Raw genomic sequence first — 15,971 nt, forward strand, 5'->3', positions numbered from 1 at the left:
GGCGAAGGAAGTGGGATCTCAGAGGAGGCCCAGGCCGCGCACGGCCTCGCGCTCCTCGGAGAGCTCCTGCACGGAGGCGTCGATGCGGGTGCGGGAGAACTCGTTGATCTCCAGGCCCTGCACGATCTCGTACTTGCCGTCCTTCGTGGTGACAGGGAAGGAGGAGATGATGCCCTCCGGCACGCCGTAGGAGCCGTCCGAGGGGATGCCCATGGAGGTCCAGTCGCCCTCGGCGGTGCCGTTGACCCAGGTGTGCACGTGGTCGATGGCGGCGTTCGCGGCCGAGGCGGCCGAGGAGGCGCCGCGGGCCTCGATGATCGCCGCGCCGCGCTTGGCGACGGTCGGGATGAACTCGTCGGACAGCCACGCCTCGTCGTTCACGACCTCGGCGGCGTTCTTGCCGGCGATCTCCGCGTGGAAGATGTCCGGGTACTGGGTGGCCGAGTGGTTGCCCCAGATCGTCAGCTTCTTGATGTCGTTGACCGTGCTGCCGGTCTTCTTGGCGAGCTGGGTCAGCGCGCGGTTGTGGTCGAGGCGGGTCATCGCGGTGAACCGCTCGTTCGGCACGTCCGGCGCCGCGGCCTGGGCGATCAGCGCGTTGGTGTTCGCCGGGTTGCCGACGACCAGGACCTTCACGTCGTCCGCCGCGTGGTCGTTGATGGCCTGACCCTGCGGCTTGAAGATGCCGCCGTTGGCCTCCAGCAGGTCGCCGCGCTCCATGCCCTTGGTACGCGGGCGGGCGCCGACGAGCAGGCCGACGTTGGTGCCGTCGAAGGCGACGTTCGGGTCGTCGGTGATGTCGATGCCGCGCAGCAGCGGGAAGGCGCAGTCATCCAGCTCCATCGCCGTGCCCTCGGCGGCCTTCAGGGCCGGGGTGATCTCCAGCAGACGCAGCTTCACCGGCACGTCGGGGCCGAGCAGCTGCCCGGAGGCGATGCGGAAGAGCAGCGCGTAGCCGATCTGGCCTGCTGCTCCGGTGACGGTGACGTTGACGGGTGTGCGGGTCATGACGATCTCCGATACCTGACGTGGGCGACGCGATCTCTCTACATCAAGAGACCTGCGGTCAGGCTATCCGACACCGCTCCGCCCGAGGCAGCCGCCCGCTCCAGGAGGGGGAGCGCGGGCGGCCGCCGGGGCGGACGGCCACACCCGTGGGGGGTCGTGGCAGACCGCCTGCCCGGAATCAGCCCGGACATGCGTATGTCCCCGTACTTCGTTGTACGGGGACATACGCGCCGCCTTGTGCGTGCTTGCCCTGCGGGGCGCTCGTGTGTGCGTGCGCTGCGGGTTGCTGCCGGTGGTCCTCCCCCTACTGCCCCGAGGGCGAGGTCGTGCCGGGCGTGGTGCAGCCGCGCGTGCCGCCCGAGCCGGTGACGCAGGCGCGCACCGCGGCCTCGGACTTGGCCGGAACCATCGCGGTGTACGCGTCGTTGCCGGTGCCCACGGCGCCGGTCTCGCTGCGCTTCCCCGCGGTGACCTTCACGCTGTCGCCCTGGCCGGCGCCGGTGACCCGCGCCCAGCCCGCCCGGCACACCTTGCTGTACCTGACCTCGACGAAACTGCCGCCCACGTACGAGGAGCTGGAGGTCTTGGCGTGCTCGCCGCCGCAGCCCATGTTCTCCGGATCCTTGCCTGCGCAGCTCGCCCCCTGGCACTTCACGCCCTTGGGCAGCTTCTTGGCCACGGTGGGCTGGGGCTTGGGCTTGTCGCCGTCACCGCCGGCGACGTTGAAGAGCAGCACCGCAGCCGCGGCCAGCACCAGGGCCCCCACGACGCCCGCGAGGAACATCGTGACCCTCCGCCGGCCCGCGTCCCCTCCGCCGGGTCCGCCCTTTCCGCCGCCCGGGCCGCGGCCCGCGCCCTGGCCCGCGCTCTGCCCCGCACCGCCGCCGGCTGCCGCTCTTCGGGCCTGGCCGGTGGTGGTGCTGTTGCCCGTGGCGGGGCCGGTTCCCGTGCCGGTCCCCGTGCCTGGGCCGGAGCCGGAGGGTGCGGCGTGTGCGGCGCGCGCGGCGTGTGTCCCGCGCGCCGCCTGGGCGCCCTGTGCTCCCTTGCCCCCCTTGGCCTCCTTCTTGGCCGGGCCCACCGCGCCCACGACGCCGGTCACGTCGTCCTGGGGAGCGCGGCGGGTGGCCGCCTCCTTGCCGCCCGCGCCCCACGAGGCGAGGTCGACGCGCTGCGGACCGTGCCCCGCCGCCTCGTCGGTGCCCGTACGGGGCTGCGCGACGGGCCACGAAGCGGCGTTCCTGGGCGGCCGTTGGGCGGGCTGCTCCTCCTCGTGCCGCGCGGGTTCGGGCCACACCGGCGCGCTCCCCGGGTCAGCCCCTGAGCCCGCGGCCGTCCCCGTACGCCCCTGCCCCGCCTGCTTGCGCAGCGCAGCGGGGCGCAGCACGGCGGTCTCCTCCGCCTGCGCCTCGGGGAGCGCGCGGGTCGCGGGTACGTCGGCCGGATCCGGTGCCTCCGGTGTCTCCCGCGGCCCCGGTGTCTCCGCTGCCTCCGGGAGGGGGCGCGTGGCCGGTGCGTCGGCGTCCGCCGAACTCCCGGGCGAGTCCCCCTCCTTGGACAGCCGCGCGGGCCCGGCCGGTTTCGCCGGACCGGCATCCCGTACGACCCGGTCCTGCTTCTCCTGCCGGTCCCGCTTCTCTCGCGGCTCCGGCTGGTCCGGCTGCTCGGTCCGGCCCGCCCGCTCCCCGTCGAGCGGCTCCGACGGCGCGGCAGGCGCGGGCCGTTCGGCCGCACGCGCCCACGCCGGGCCCCCGGACTGCTGCCCCGCCTCGGCGTCCTGCGCCCGGTTCGGCTTCTCGCGGCGCAGTCCGCGCTTCTTCGCCTTGAGGCCCTTGGCTCCCTTGCCGTCCCTGGTCGCCGGGTCGCCCTCCTGCCCGAACTCCCCCAGCGCGGCGCGCGCCTGGGCGACCCGTATCGCCTCCATGGTCACGTCGTGCCGCATCTCGGACCGGCTCCAGGCGCGCTCGGCCAGCTCCCACATGGTGCCGAGGTGCCGTACATCGGTCTCGGTCACCTCGGCGAGCGCCTGGGTGGCGCCGCGCGGCGGCAGCAGCCGGCCGTTCAGGTAGCGCTCCCAGGACGACTTGCTGTATCCGGTGCGGTCCGCTATCGCCGCGATGCTCAGCCCGCTGCGGTCCACGAGCCGCCGGAGCTGGCTCGCGAACTCGTGTATCTGCGGATCCAGTTCCTCCGGTAGCGGCCTCCAACGAGGCATTGCCTCCCCCTCATCCCCCCGCGAAAGTGCTGACGTCCCCCCGTACCGACCGCCGTGGCGCCCACCGGACCACGCGCCGGCCACCCGGGAGGATGCAGAGAGCCGGAGCCGCAGTTCCGGCGCGGGCGCGAAGAGCACGCGGGTGCCAACACCCGCGCATGTCCGCGCCCTTGCCGTTCACATATCACTCACACGAACGACAGTGTGCCACTACGACTTCTTCCCGCAGCACGTCCGTTCACGGCTTCAGGCCAGGGTTCGGCAGCGCCGCAGGGCATCGGGGGCGCGCGTACACCGGCTGACCCGGCACGTACGCCTCGTACACGGGGCGCCCGGAGGGGGCGGACATGCGAAGGCCCGTCCTCCCCGGGGGAGAGGACGGGCCCATGTGCCCGCGCACGCCTCGGCTCAGCGCACCGAGAAGTGCACGATGTCGTCCAGGAACGGGATGGTGAGCAGCGGCTTCGGCTGCGCCATGAGCGCGAGCAGCACGATCACCACGCCCAGCAGCGCGTAGATCAGCATGTCCGTGAAGCGCGAGCGCACCGCGAGCATCCCCACCGAGGGGAGCATCCGCCGCAGCACCGCGCCGCCGATCATCGAGAGCCCGATGATGATCGTGCCCACCCGGAACTGCAGCACCGTCACCAGCAGCCCGATCAGCACCCCGCCGCACACCGCGAGCAGCGGCCACTGCCGGTACGGGGCCGAGTGGTCCCCGCCCAGGCGCCCGCCGCCCTCGGGCCGCGCCGTGTCCGTGGTCACCGACGGATAGCGGCGCCCCGTACGGCCCTTGTCGCCGCCCGCGCCGGGCAGCTTGTCCGCGACCATGGCCGCCAGCCGGCCCGCGCGCTCGCCGCGCCGCGCCGCTCCGTCCGTCTCAGCTCCGTTCGCCTCAGCCGACACGGCGCTCCGCCGCCTCCACCACGTTGACCAGGAGCTGGGCGCGGGTCATCGGGCCGACGCCGCCCGGGTTCGGGGAGATCCAGCCGGCCACGTCGCGCACGCCGGGGTGCACATCGCCGACGATCTTGCCGTTCTCGTCCCGGGACACCCCGACGTCCAGCACGGCCGCGCCCGGCTTCACGTCCTCGGGCTTGACCAGGTGCGGGACGCCGGCGGCCGCCACCACGATGTCCGCCTGCTTCAGGAGCGAGGGCAGGTCGCGGGTGCCGGTGTGGCACTGGGTCACGGTCGCGTTCTCGCTGCGCCGGGTCAGCAGCAGCGGGATGGAGCGGCCGACGGTGATGCCGCGCCCGACGACCACCACGTGGGCGCCGTCGATCGCGACCTCGTGCCGCCGCAGGAGCTGGATGATGCCCTGCGGGGTGCACGGCAGCGGGCCCGGCTCGTTCAGCACCAGCCGCCCCAGGCTCGTGGGGTGCAGGCCGTCGGCGTCCTTCTCGGGGTCCATCAGGCCGAGCACGCGGTTGGTGTCGATGCCCTTGGGGAGCGGGAGCTGGACGATGTAGCCGGTGCAGGCCGGGTTCTCGTTGAGCTCCCGCACGACCGCCTCGATCTCCTCCTGGGAGGCGCTGGCGGGCAGTTCGCGCTGGATCGAGTTGATGCCGATCTGCTCGCTGTCGCGGTGCTTGCCCGCCACGTACTTCTGGCTGCCGACGTCGTCCCCGACGAGCAGGGTGCCCAGGCCGGGCGTGACGCCCTCGGCCCTCAGCGCCTCCACGCGCACGGTGAGGTCGGATTTGATCGCTGCTGCGGTGGCCTTGCCATCGAGAATCTGGGCGGTCATGGCCCCATCCTCGCGGATGCGCGCCCGCTGTCTCCAATCCGTGCGCACACGAATCCGCGCGCGTACGGGTACGCGCCGCGTACGGGCCCTGGCACCGCTCCCCTACGGGTTCCCAGGGCGATCCCGTACGGGGTCCGGCGCGGCACGCGGGCCGCGCGGGCATACCCCCAAGGGGCGCTCTATCACGCCCGTGCGCCGCATCCGCATGCGGTGCACGGCCCGTTGCGGTCCGGCCACGATCACGTCTTTACGCTGGACATCACGGATCATGGGCCCCGAACATCGACGGATGGCGCCATACCCGTGCCGGGAGGGCCGACGGTACGGCGCCCGTCAGGGGGGAAGGGGACGTGCACGGCGCTGTCTTCCGGCGCCCGGCCGCCGTCCGGCGGCGGGTGACGCCACCCCCCGAGCCATTCGGCCCGCACCGCACGGACACCGCTCGGAGGAGAGACCGCTCGTGAGCTACCCCCCGCCCCCCGGCCAGAACCCGCAGAACCCGTACGGGCAGAACCCGTACGGAGGGCAGCAGCAGCCCGGTTACGGCTATCCCCAACAGGGCGGCGCCGGGTACGGGTACCCGCAGCAGGGCATGCAGCCCGGCGGCCACTACCCGGGCGCGCCGGGCCCGGTGGCGGCCCGCATGCCGGGGCAGGTGCTCACCGCGCGCATCCTGCTGTTCGTCGCGGGCGGCATATGGGCCTTCCTGACGGTCATCGCGCTCTTCGGCCTGTTCGGCGCGGCCGCGCTGATGCGCGAGGTCAACGGCGACGGCGCCGGGGTCTCGGAGGGCGCGGCCATGGGCTTCGTGGTCGTCTTCCTGATCCTGTTCGGCGGCATGAGCGCGCTGCACATCATCCCGGCCGCCAAGTTCGGCAACGGCGCGGGCGGCACCCGGGTCATGGCGATCATCGCCGCGGGCATCAACACCCTGTTCGCGCTGCTCGGCCTGCTCGGCAGCTTCGCGCAGATGAGCCAGCCCGACGGCAACGCGGCCTCGCCCTTCGCCGGAGTCCTGTGGCTGGTCGTCTCCGTCCTGACCCTGGTGTTCTGCTCGATGCGCCCGGCGAGCGAGTGGTTCAACCGGCCGCGGTACTGAGCTCGCGGGAGCGAGGACCGGCCCTCTGAGCGGGACGCCAAACCTCGGGGAGACGAGGGAGCGGGGCGCGAGGGTGCGGGCGACAGAGCGCCAACTACCGCCCCGCTTCCCCCGGATAAGGACAAACGCGCACAGTACCGCGGAAGCACGGCGCGGCCCGCCTCGATTCCGCCACATCGCCAGAACTTGGCTGGACATCGTCACCACCGGGCCACCAGCATGGCGTACGGCGTCGCGCTCATCCACAGGCAGGGCCGAGAGACGGCGCCGAATCGGGGGAGCACGACGTTGTGCGCGCCGCGCGGCGCAGGCAGTTCTGCTGCGGTGTCCGTGTCCGCTGAGCGGACCGGTGAATCCCCGGACCCCATCGGCCCGTCACGTCCCCGTACACCGCTCGGAGGAAAACCGCTCATGAGCTACCCACCGCCGCCAGGCCAGGGCCAGAACCCGTACGGCCAGAACCCCTACGGGCAGCAGCCGCAGCAGCCCCAGCAGCAGCCGGGCTACGGCTACCCGCAGCAGGGTCAGAACCCCTACGGGCAGCCCCAGCAGGGGGCCAACCCCTACGGGCAGGGGGCGCCCCAGCAGGGCCAGCAGCCCTACGGCTATCCGCAGCAGGGGTACCCGCAGCAGGGCTTCCCCCAGCAGCAGGGCATGCCGGGCGCCGGTTACGCGCCGGGCATGGGCGGTCAGCCCGAACTCGCCCACTGGGGCCTGCGGGCGGGTGCCGCGCTGGTCGACGGCCTGATCATCTTCGTGCCCGTCGCCATCCTGTACGGCGTCGGCATCGGCATCGGCATCCAGAAGCCCGCCGGCGTCATCTTCATGCTCCTGGGCTGGCTCGCGGGGCTCGCCATGGGCCTGGTGTTCATCCACAAGGAGGGCACCACGGGCCAGACCCCGGGCAAGAAGGCCCTCGGGATCAAGCTGCTGCGCCAGGACTCCGGGCAGGTGCTCGGCTTCGGCATGGCCTTCCTGCGCCGCCTCGCGCACATCCTGGACACCGCGCCCTGCTACATCGGCCTGCTGTGGCCGCTGTGGGACGAGAAGAAGCAGACCTTCGCCGACAAGGTGTGCAACACCCTGGTCATCAAGTCCCAGTGACGGGCGGGCCGCAGTGACGGTCCCGCCGATCGACCGGGACGGCAGCCGAAGGCCGCGCCGCGAGCTCCCCGCTCACGGCGCGGCCTTCGGCTTGTCGCGGTACGCCTCAGACGCACACCGTGCGTGCGTAGTTGACCTGCTGCATGATCTGGCCGACGGCCATCGGGCTGTTCACCGGGAGCATGACCGAGTGGAAGCGGCCGCCGCTGCTCACCGTCACCTGCACGTGCCCGACGGTGTTGCGCTCCTTCATCAGCAGGAAGAGCAGTCCCAGGAAACAGAAGAAGAAGAACACCACGGCCAGCACCACCGCGTGGGTGGGAATCCGCTCCTCGGTCCTGGACATGTCGGTGACCGTCCACACCGCGCCCTTGAGCGGCATCTCCCCGGCCGGGGTGACGATGCGCTCCGGTGTCACCGTGATGTCCCCGATGGTGACCAGCGGCTGCGCGAAACCGCCCTGCGGCCCGGGGCCTCCGGCGGAGGCGGGCGGCGGGTTCGAGGCGTCGTGCGGGTAGCCGTAGGACTGGCCGCCCTGCGGGGGATAGCCGTACGCCGGCCGGCCGCCCTGCGGGTAGCCGTATCCGGGCGGCCCGTCGGGCCGCTGCGGTTCCTGCGGCGGCCCGAAGCCGCCCTCCCCCGGCGTCGCTCCATAGCTCATGGGAGCCGAGTATGTCGCACGTGAACGCCCGCGTCAGCGCCGTCCATCGACACAGGAGAGATCAGCGATGAGCCACCCGCCAGGCACCCCCTACGGGCAGAACCCCTACGGGCAGAGCCCTTACGGGCAGGGGCAGGCGGCGAACCCGTACGGGCAGCAGCCGCAGCCCGGTTACGGTTATCCGCAGCAGGGCCAGAACCCCTACGGGCAACCCCAGCAGGGGGCCAACCCCTACGGGCAGCCCGCCTACGGATACCCGCAGGCCCCGTACGGCCAGGGCCAGGCCCCGTACGGGATCCCGCACGCCGCCGCCTACGCGCAACCGCCGGGCGCCCCCGGCGCACTGCCAGGACCGGTCAAGAACGCGCGGACCATGACCATCGTGCTCGCGGTGTTCAGCTTCCTCGCCGCCCTGGTGCTGTTCGCGGTCTCCGGCCTCATGGACCGTACCGTCCAGGACTCCGAGCTCGCCGAGAGCTCCGTCTTCGCGAACTTCTCCACCGGCATCTTCATCACCTTCGGCGCGATCGCGCTGGTGGTGGGCGTGCTGGGCCTCTACCTCGGCGCCCAGTTCACCGAGGGCGGCAACAAGGTCCGCGTCTGCGGCATCGTCTACGCCTCGTTCACCGGCTTCATGGGGCTGGTCAACGTCTTCTCCGTGGTCGGCCTGCCGCCGCTGGTGCTCGGCATCCTGGCCATCGTGATGCTGAGCAAGCCCGAGTCGGCGCAGTGGTTCAACCGCCCGCGCCACTGAGGCGGTCGGGCACACGACACGGCTCGGCACACGGCAGGGGCCGCCGCGCACCCGCGCGACGGCCCCTGAAACGTACGGCGTCCCGGCGGGACTCAGTGGAAGAAGTGCCGGGTCCCGGTGAAGTACATCGTGACGCCCGCGGCCTTCGCCGCCTCCACGACCTGCTCGTCGCGCACCGAACCGCCGGGCTGCACCACGGCCTTGACGCCCGCCGACGTCAGCACCTCCAGCCCGTCGGGGAACGGGAAGAAGGCGTCGGACGCCGCGTACGCGCCGCGCGCCCGCTCCTCGCCCGCGCGCTCCACGGCCAGCTTCGCCGAGTCGACCCGGTTGACCTGGCCCATGCCGACGCCGACCGTGGCGCGGTCCTTGGACAGCAGGATCGCGTTGGACTTCACCGCGCGCACCGCGCGCCAGGCGAAGGCCAGCTCGGCCAGCTCCTCGGCGGACAGCGGATCGCCGGTCGCCAGCGTCCAGTTGGCGGGCTCGTCGCCCTCCGCCTGGTACGCGTCCTTGACCTGGGCGAGCCCGCCGCCGTCGATCGGGCGGAACTCGGCCGGGGTCTCCGGCGCCTCGGGGCAGCGCAGCACCCGGATGTTCTTCTTCTTGGCGAGCGCCTCGACGGCGCCCTCCTCGTAGTCCGGGGCGATGATGACCTCGGTGAAGATCTCCGCGACCTGCTCGGCCATCGCCTTGGACACCGGGCGGTTCACCGCGATCACGCCGCCGAACGCGGACAGCGGGTCGCACTCGTGCGCCTTGCGGTGCGCCTCGGCGACGTCCGAACCGACCGCGATCCCGCACGGGTTGGCGTGCTTGATGATCGCCACACACGGGTCGGCGTGCTCGTACGCCGCACGCCGCGCGGCCTCGGTGTCGGTGTAGTTGTTGTACGACATCTCCTTGCCGTGCAGCTGCTCGGCCTCGGCCAGGCCGCCGCAGCCGCCGGTGTAGAGAGCCGCGGGCTGGTGCGGGTTCTCCCCGTACCGCAGCACCTGCTTGCGCTGGTAGGTGACGCCCAGGAAGTCCGGGAACGCCGCGTCGTCCACCGGCGCGTACTCACCGGCGAACCAGCTCGCCACGGCCGCGTCGTACGAGGCGGTGTGCTGGAACGCCTCGGCCGCCAGCCGCTTCCGCGTACCCAGGTCGAAGCCGCCGTCCTGGGCGGCCTTGAGTACGTCCGTGTACCGGTCGGGGTTCACGACGACGGCGACCGAGGGGTGGTTCTTGGCCGCGGCGCGCACCATCGAGGGGCCGCCGATGTCGATCTTCTCGACGCAGTCGTCGTGCCCCGCGCCCGAGGCCACGGTCTGCTCGAACGGATAGAGGTTGACGATCACCAACTCGAAGGGCTCGACGCCCAGTTCGCCGAGCTGGCTCCGGTGGTCCTCCAGGCGCTGGTCGGCCAGGATCCCGGCGTGCACGCGGGGGTGCAGCGTCTTGACCCGCCCGTCCAGGCACTCGGGGAAGCCGGTCAGCTCCTCGACCTTGGTGACCGGGACCCCGGCCTCCGCGATCTTCGCAGCGGTGGAGCCGGTCGACACGAGCTGCACGCCCGCCTCGTGCAGGCCCCGGGCGAGCTCTTCCAGACCGGTCTTGTCGTAGACGCTGACCAGCGCGCGGCGGATCGGCCGCTTGTCTCCTGCGGCCACGGCTGCCTCGTTATTCACCGACTAGTACCTTTCGTCCCTCGATGCGATACCCGTCGCGGGCGAGCCGTCCCACGACCTCGACGAGCAGGCGTCGCTCGACTTCCTTGATGCGCTCGTGCAGCGCGGATTCGTCGTCCTCATCCCGCACCTCGACCACCTCCTGGGCGATCACCGGGCCGGTGTCGACGCCGTCGTCGACGAAGTGGACGGTGCACCCGGTGACCTTGGCTCCGTACGCGAGCGCGTCGCGCACGCCGTGGGCACCGGGAAAGCTGGGCAGCAGGGCGGGATGGGTGTTCACGGTCCGCCCGCCGAACAGGGCGAGGAACTCCTTGCCCAGGATCTTCATGAAGCCGGCCGAGACCACGAGATCCGGCTCGTACGCGGCCACCGCGCCGGCGAGGGCGCGGTCCCACTCCTCGCGGCCCGGCTGGTCCTGCACCCGGCACACGAAGGTCGGCACCCCGGCGCGCTCGGCGCGCTCCAGGCCCGCGATGCCGTCGCGGTCGGCGCCGACCGCGACGATCTCGGCCCCGTACCCCTCGGCGCCGTGCTCCTCGACGGCGTCCAGCAGCGCCTGGAGGTTGCTGCCTGAACCGGAGACCAGGACGACGAGACGGGCGGGGCGGCGGGAGGCGTGCTGCGCGGTCACGAGGAGTCTCTCTCGCTGAGAAGGCGGCTTGTGCGGTCGTACGAGCAGTTCGGGTGGAGGATTCCGGGGAACTCTACGAAGCGTCCGACCGTCGGCAACGATACCGGCACTCCGCGGCGCCCCCACGGGACGGGGGCACACGCGCCAGGTAGCGTCAGGGGCGGGTATATCCGTACGCGCCCGGGATCGCGGAACGACAAGGGGAAGACGCACACCACATGACCGACCGAGCCCGCCGCCGCGCGGCCGCATCCGACACCGCCTCCCGGGAGGACCGCGAGGACAATCCCTTCGCGCCGCCGCCCGAGGGGAAGCCGGACCAGCCGTGGCAGCCGCGCAGGGCAGCGGCACACGAAGGCTCGGGCCCCGAGGGGTCCGGCGCGCAGGGCTCCGGCTCCCAGGGGACCGACGCTCAGGGCTCGGCCCCTCAGGGATCTCAGGGTTCCGGTTCTCAGGGTTCCGGCTCGCACGGCTCCGGCTCTCAGGGTTCCGGCGGCCAGGACTCAGGGTCGCGGGGCGGGTCCCCCGACGGGTCGTCGCAGGACGGCGAGCAGCAGCCGTGGAGCAGCCGGTGGAGCAGCAGGCAGCCGGGGCGGCAGAGCGGCGGCTTCGGCGGCCAGGGCGGCCAGGACGGCGCCGGCGGTGAGGGGCCGGGCGGCGCCCCGCGCGGCATGCGCTGGGACCCGACCGACCCGCTCCAGCGCCGGGCGCGCTATGCGCTGCACGCCGGGATCTGGGGCCTGTTCTTCGCGCTGTTCAGCCTGCCGCCCGTGGCCCTGCTGCTCGGCGCGCTCTCGCTGTACTGGGGCATCAGCGCGCTCCGCGGCACCTCGGCCACCCGGCGCGGGGAGCGCCCCGCGGGCCAGGGGCACGGCAAGGCGACGGCCGAGGACATCGCGGGCAGCGCCCGTGCGCCCGAGGAGCGCGGCGCCCCGCTGGGAGGTGCGCAGGGCGGTCAGGGCCAGCAGCCGCAGGTGTCGGTGACCCCGGCGCAGGCCGCCAAGTCGCAGGCGTCGGCGGCGATCGGCGGCCTGGTCACGGCCATGCTGACGCTGGCCGTGGTGGCCGGCACCTTCGCCTTCCAGATGGCGTACAAGGACTACTTCACGTGCCAGCAGGACGCGTTGACCCAGTCCTCGCGCCAGTCCTGCGACAAGATGCTCCCGGACAACCTCCGCCCCTTCCTGGAGAACCGCGGCGGCAACGCCACCCAGTGACGCGCCCCGTTCCGCGGCCGACCCCCTAGGGCTTCCCCAGGGGGTCGTCCTCTGCCGGGCCCCGCTCTTCCTCTTCCTCGTCCTCGCGGGGCGCGGGCCGCACCGCGGGGACGGAGTTCTCTGCTGAGGCGGCGTAGCCGGTGAAGTCCCCGTCGTCCTCTTCGCCGAAGCCGTCGTACGCGCCCACGGGCTCGGTGGACACCGGACGACCGTCGGCCTCCGCGGGCTGTGCCGAACTCCCGCCCTCGTCGGGCGCCTTGCCCCGCGCCGCCTTCCCGGCGCGCGCCGCCTTCCGCTCCGCGCGCCCGAGCTTGCGCACCTTCGGCTTCCGCAGCCGCTTCCCGGCGCCCTTCCCCTTCTGCTCCTTCTTCGGCTCCCCCTCGGCCCTCTCCTCCGGCCCCCGCTCCGGCTTCGTGCCGCGCAGCCGCACCGCCCGCACCACCAGGGCCACCGGCGCCCCCGGCACCGCGGTCCACACCGCGGCCGCCGCGCCGGTCAGCAGCGCGTGCGGGCCGAACTCCGCGAGCTCGGCCGAGCCCAGCGCGCCTCCCGCGTACCCGGCCAGGATCCCCGTCGCGAGCCCGCAGAAGAGCCCCGCGAGCCCGGCGTTCAGCACGGTTCCGCGCCACCCCGTGGACCCCGACCTGCTGCCCCGTACGGGTGCCGCGTGCCGGCCCGCGTACCAGCCGCACAGCACCCCAGCCGTCAGCGGCAGCGCGCCCAGCACCGCCCAGGGCGCCCACCCCGTCGGCGCCCCAGGACCCGGCAGCGCGGCGAACAGCGGGAACGGCGGCAGATGCGCCGCGCCGCCGGGCGCCAGCGCGGTCATCGGCCCCGCGACACCGCCGGCGCCGACCGAGAAGCCGGGGCCCATCGCGTACGCGGCGCCCCACAGCGCGGCGTTGGGCAGCAGCGACACCGCGAGCAGCAGCAGCGCGACGTGCCCGGTCCAGGAGCCGGAGAGCTGCGGGAAGTCGTAGCGCGCACCCGGCGCGTCCCACACCAGCGCGGCCGCTGCCAGCAGACCGCCGCCGCCGAACAGCGCCGCGAGTCCGGCGCCCGCCGCGTACGAGGCGCCCACCAGGCGCGGCCAGTTGAGGACCCGGCGCAGCCCGGCGGTGCGTTCCGTGCGCAGCCGCGCGGGCAGCCGCAGTACGGGGCGGTCGCAGCCGGTCCAGGTGGCGAGGCCGACCGCGGCCAGCGTGAACAGCGGGAGCTGGAAGACCGCGCTGAGCATGTCCACCCGCACCTGGCCGGCCGCCGCGAAGATCATCGCGGCGACGCCGGTGAGCAGGTAGCCGCCCGCGTACCACCCGGCGACCCGCAGCGGCCGCGGCACCCCGGGCTGCATCCGCACAGCGGTGAGCACCGAGCGCATGCCCCGGTACAGCAGCCACGCGGGCAGCGCGGTGAGCAGCAGCGGCACCATCTCCACCGGCGCGGGGTGCCCGGAGAGGGTGTTCTCGCGCACGAGCTGCGTGCCGTGTGCGAGCAGCCAGACGTCGGCGGCGACCCGGAGCGCGTCCCCGGGGCCGCTGTCCGGGTAGGGCGAGGTGACCCACAGCACCATGACCAGGACGGCACAGGCGCCGAGCCCGAGCACGGCCGCCGCGGCGCCGCCGACCAGCCACCCGCTCGCGGTCGCCATCGTCCGGGGCGTGCCGCGGCCGTGCGCGGACAACGACGGGCTGCGATAGCTCACTTCATGCACAGCGTCATGCTGCCAACGACACCCGTTCTGATCCGGTATCAGGGAAATTGCCGTGGTGTCGCCCAGTATGTCCTTATGCACCTTTTCACACGAACTGCCGGTGTGACTCGATGACCGCGGAACCCGAAGGACCTCCCCGCGCCGGGCCGGGGGACACCGCGACGGCGACGGGGCCGCGTACGGCCGCCGATGCCTTCGACCTGCTCTACGAGCGGCACGCGCGCGGCCTCGCCCGCCAGGCCGTGCTGCTCTGCGGCCACCGCCGGGTGGCCGAACGCGCCGTCACCCACGCGTTCCACCGCGCCTGGCAGCGCTGGCCCGAGGTCGCCGTCGACCGGGACCCGGCGGGGTGGGCGCGCATCGAGGTGTACGGCTACGCGCTCTCCCCCTGGCACCAGCTCCGCCCCGACCACCGCCACCCCGAGGCGCATCCGGGCCCGCCGGCCGACCGCGCGCTGCTGGACGCGCTGTTGAGCCTGCCGCCCTCGTACCGCGCGACCCTCCTGCTGCACGACGGCGTCGGCCTGAACCTGCCCGACACCGCCGCCGAGACCGAGTCCAGCACCCCCGCTGCCGCCGGGCGGCTGACCCACGCGCGCGAGGACCTGACGCGGCGGCTGCCCTGGCTGGCCGAGGCCCCCGAGGAGCGTCGGTCCGGACTGCTGGCCGACTGGCTGCGCGAGCTGGCGGCTGCCCAGCCCGTACGGGTTCCGCCCGCGCGCACCGTACGGGCGGGGAGCGAGGGCATCACGCGCCGCTGGACCCGCGCCGCGCTCGGGCTGACCGGGCTCGTCCTCGCGGTGACCGGGCTGACCACGGCGACCTGGCACAGCGCGCATCCGCCCGTACGGCACCCCGAGGCCGCCCTGACGACGGCCGCCTCGGACGACCGGCCCGGCGGGCGGCCCGGCGGGGCGGGGCGGCCGGGGCCCGACGGCACGGACCGGGAGGCGCAGCAACGGCCGGGGCGCTCCGCTCCGTTGGCCTCGCCGAGCGGGGGCGGGCTGCTGGACGCGACCGGCACCCCGTACCTGCCGGAGCTCCGGTCCACCAACATGCGCATGGACGAGGACGCGCTGGACCGCACGGGCCGGCTCAAGAAGGGCTGGACGCCGGACCAGGAGGAGACCGGGGAAGCCCTGGGCTGAGCCCTGGGCCGAGTGCGAAAACGGGTCCGCCCCCCGCGCGTGCTGCGCGAGGGGCGGACCCGTGTGCTGCCGCGGTACGCGGCGCGTACCGCGGCGGCGTGAACCGGAAGGCGTCAGCCGCCGAGGATGCCGCGCGCCAGGCGGGCGGTCTCCGACGGGGTCTTGCCGACCTTCACGCCGGCGGCCTCCAGGGCCTCCTTCTTCGCCTGGGCGGTGCCCGACGAACCGGAGACGATGGCGCCCGCGTGGCCCATGGTCTTGCCCTCGGGGGCGGTGAAGCCCGCGACGTAGCCGACCACCGGCTTGGAGACGTTCTCCTTGATGAAGTCGGCGGCACGCTCCTCGGCGTCGCCGCCGATCTCGCCGATCATCACGATGAGGTCGGTCTCCGGGTCCGCCTCGAACGCCTTGAGGGCGTCGATGTGCGTGGTGCCGATGACCGGGTCACCGCCGATGCCGACCGCGGTGGAGAAGCCGATGTCCCGCAGCTCGTACATCATCTGGTACGTCAACGTGCCCGACTTCGAGACCAGGCCGATGCGGCCCGGCTTGGTGATGTCGGCCGGGATGATGCCGGCGTTGGACTGGCCCGGGGTGATGAGGCCGGGGCAGTTCGGGCCGACGATGCGCGTCTTGTTGCCCTTCTGGGAGGCGTAGTCCCAGAAGTACGCGGTGTCGTGGACGGCGATGCCCTCGGTGATCACGACGGCCAGGCCGATGCCCGCGTCCACCGCCTCGACGACGGCGTCCTTGGAGAACTTCGGCGGGACGAAGATGACGGTGACGTCGGCACCGGTCTGCTCCATCGCGTCCTTGACGCTGCCGAAGACGGGCACCTCGGTGCCGTCGAAGTCGACGTTCGTGCCCGCCTTGCGCGGGTTGACGCCGCCGACGATGTTCGTGCCGGAGGCCAGCATGCGCTTGGTGTGCTTCTGGCCCTCCGAGCCGGTCATCCCCTGGACGATGACCTTGCTTTCCTTGTTCAGGAAGATAGCCATGGTGT

General features: G+C 73.3%; 14 protein-coding genes. 5 read left to right on the forward strand and 9 right to left on the reverse strand.

Annotated elements, in window-relative coordinates; all coding sequences use genetic code 11:
* Positions 1-18: 18 nt before the first annotated feature.
* The 4 genes from ABEE00_RS33355 to ABEE00_RS33375 form a co-directional block, all read right to left on the reverse strand.
* On the reverse strand, positions 19-1,008 hold the full coding sequence (locus ABEE00_RS33355) for a malate dehydrogenase (RefSeq protein ID WP_345749532.1): 990 nt from the start codon (positions 1,006-1,008) through the stop codon (positions 19-21).
* A gap of 304 nt (positions 1,009-1,312) precedes the next feature.
* Positions 1,313-3,220 (reverse strand): helix-turn-helix domain-containing protein, encoded by a 1,908-nt coding sequence (locus tag ABEE00_RS35905; protein WP_451918729.1) that lies wholly within the window; start codon positions 3,218-3,220, stop codon positions 1,313-1,315.
* 408 nt (positions 3,221-3,628) lie between these two features.
* Entirely contained in the window at positions 3,629-4,051 is a 423-nt protein-coding gene (locus ABEE00_RS33370) for a DUF3017 domain-containing protein (RefSeq protein ID WP_345749569.1), read from the reverse strand.
* A gap of 64 nt (positions 4,052-4,115) precedes the next feature.
* Positions 4,116-4,970 carry a bifunctional methylenetetrahydrofolate dehydrogenase/methenyltetrahydrofolate cyclohydrolase gene (locus ABEE00_RS33375; protein ID WP_345749533.1) on the reverse strand — a complete coding sequence of 285 codons (855 nt, stop codon included), beginning with the start codon at positions 4,968-4,970 and terminating at the stop codon, positions 4,116-4,118.
* A gap of 460 nt (positions 4,971-5,430) precedes the next feature.
* On the opposite strand from ABEE00_RS33375, the gene ABEE00_RS33380 reads away from it, so the two are divergent.
* Positions 5,431-6,069: a hypothetical protein gene (locus ABEE00_RS33380; RefSeq protein WP_345749534.1), complete on the forward strand. Its 639-nt coding sequence runs from the start codon at positions 5,431-5,433 to the stop codon at positions 6,067-6,069.
* 411 nt (positions 6,070-6,480) lie between these two features.
* On the forward strand, positions 6,481-7,173 hold the full coding sequence (locus ABEE00_RS33385; RefSeq protein WP_345749535.1) for an RDD family protein: 693 nt from the start codon (positions 6,481-6,483) through the stop codon (positions 7,171-7,173).
* Between the two features lie 106 nt (positions 7,174-7,279).
* Here the strand turns inward: ABEE00_RS33385 and ABEE00_RS33390 are convergent, their stop codons facing one another.
* On the reverse strand, positions 7,280-7,834 hold the full coding sequence (locus tag ABEE00_RS33390; RefSeq protein WP_345749536.1) for a hypothetical protein: 555 nt from the start codon (positions 7,832-7,834) through the stop codon (positions 7,280-7,282).
* 67 nt (positions 7,835-7,901) lie between these two features.
* Between ABEE00_RS33390 and ABEE00_RS33395 the strand changes: the two genes are divergently transcribed.
* A complete protein-coding gene (locus ABEE00_RS33395; RefSeq protein WP_345749537.1) occupies positions 7,902-8,588 on the forward strand; it encodes a hypothetical protein in 687 nt (228 codons plus the stop codon).
* Between the two features lie 92 nt (positions 8,589-8,680).
* Here the strand turns inward: ABEE00_RS33395 and purH are convergent, their stop codons facing one another.
* Both purH and purN read right to left on the reverse strand, forming a co-directional pair.
* Entirely contained in the window at positions 8,681-10,240 is a 1,560-nt protein-coding gene (purH, locus tag ABEE00_RS33400; protein WP_345749538.1) for a bifunctional phosphoribosylaminoimidazolecarboxamide formyltransferase/IMP cyclohydrolase, read from the reverse strand.
* Positions 10,241-10,250: 10 nt separating this feature from the next.
* Positions 10,251-10,892 carry a phosphoribosylglycinamide formyltransferase gene (gene purN / locus ABEE00_RS33405; protein ID WP_345749539.1) on the reverse strand — a complete coding sequence of 214 codons (642 nt, stop codon included), beginning with the start codon at positions 10,890-10,892 and terminating at the stop codon, positions 10,251-10,253.
* Positions 10,893-11,110: 218 nt separating this feature from the next.
* Here purN and ABEE00_RS33410 point away from each other — a divergent pair, with 218 nt between their 5' ends.
* Positions 11,111-12,109 (forward strand): hypothetical protein, encoded by a 999-nt coding sequence (locus ABEE00_RS33410; protein ID WP_345749540.1) that lies wholly within the window; start codon positions 11,111-11,113, stop codon positions 12,107-12,109.
* Between the two features lie 25 nt (positions 12,110-12,134).
* Here ABEE00_RS33410 and ABEE00_RS33415 read toward each other — a convergent pair whose 3' ends face one another.
* Positions 12,135-13,757 (reverse strand): cell division protein PerM, encoded by a 1,623-nt coding sequence (locus ABEE00_RS33415; RefSeq protein WP_345749541.1) that lies wholly within the window; start codon positions 13,755-13,757, stop codon positions 12,135-12,137.
* A 173-nt stretch (positions 13,758-13,930) separates the two neighbouring features.
* Here ABEE00_RS33415 and ABEE00_RS33420 point away from each other — a divergent pair, with 173 nt between their 5' ends.
* Positions 13,931-14,968, forward strand: coding sequence for a SigE family RNA polymerase sigma factor (locus tag ABEE00_RS33420; RefSeq protein WP_345749542.1), 1,038 nt, complete (start codon positions 13,931-13,933; stop codon positions 14,966-14,968).
* 113 nt (positions 14,969-15,081) lie between these two features.
* Here the strand turns inward: ABEE00_RS33420 and sucD are convergent, their stop codons facing one another.
* Positions 15,082-15,966 carry a succinate--CoA ligase subunit alpha gene (gene sucD / locus ABEE00_RS33425; RefSeq protein WP_345749543.1) on the reverse strand — a complete coding sequence of 295 codons (885 nt, stop codon included), beginning with the start codon at positions 15,964-15,966 and terminating at the stop codon, positions 15,082-15,084.
* Positions 15,967-15,971 lie beyond the last annotated feature (5 nt).

The organism is Streptomyces odontomachicola, from assembly GCF_039605595.1.
GTDB lineage: Bacteria > Actinomycetota > Actinomycetes > Streptomycetales > Streptomycetaceae > Streptomyces.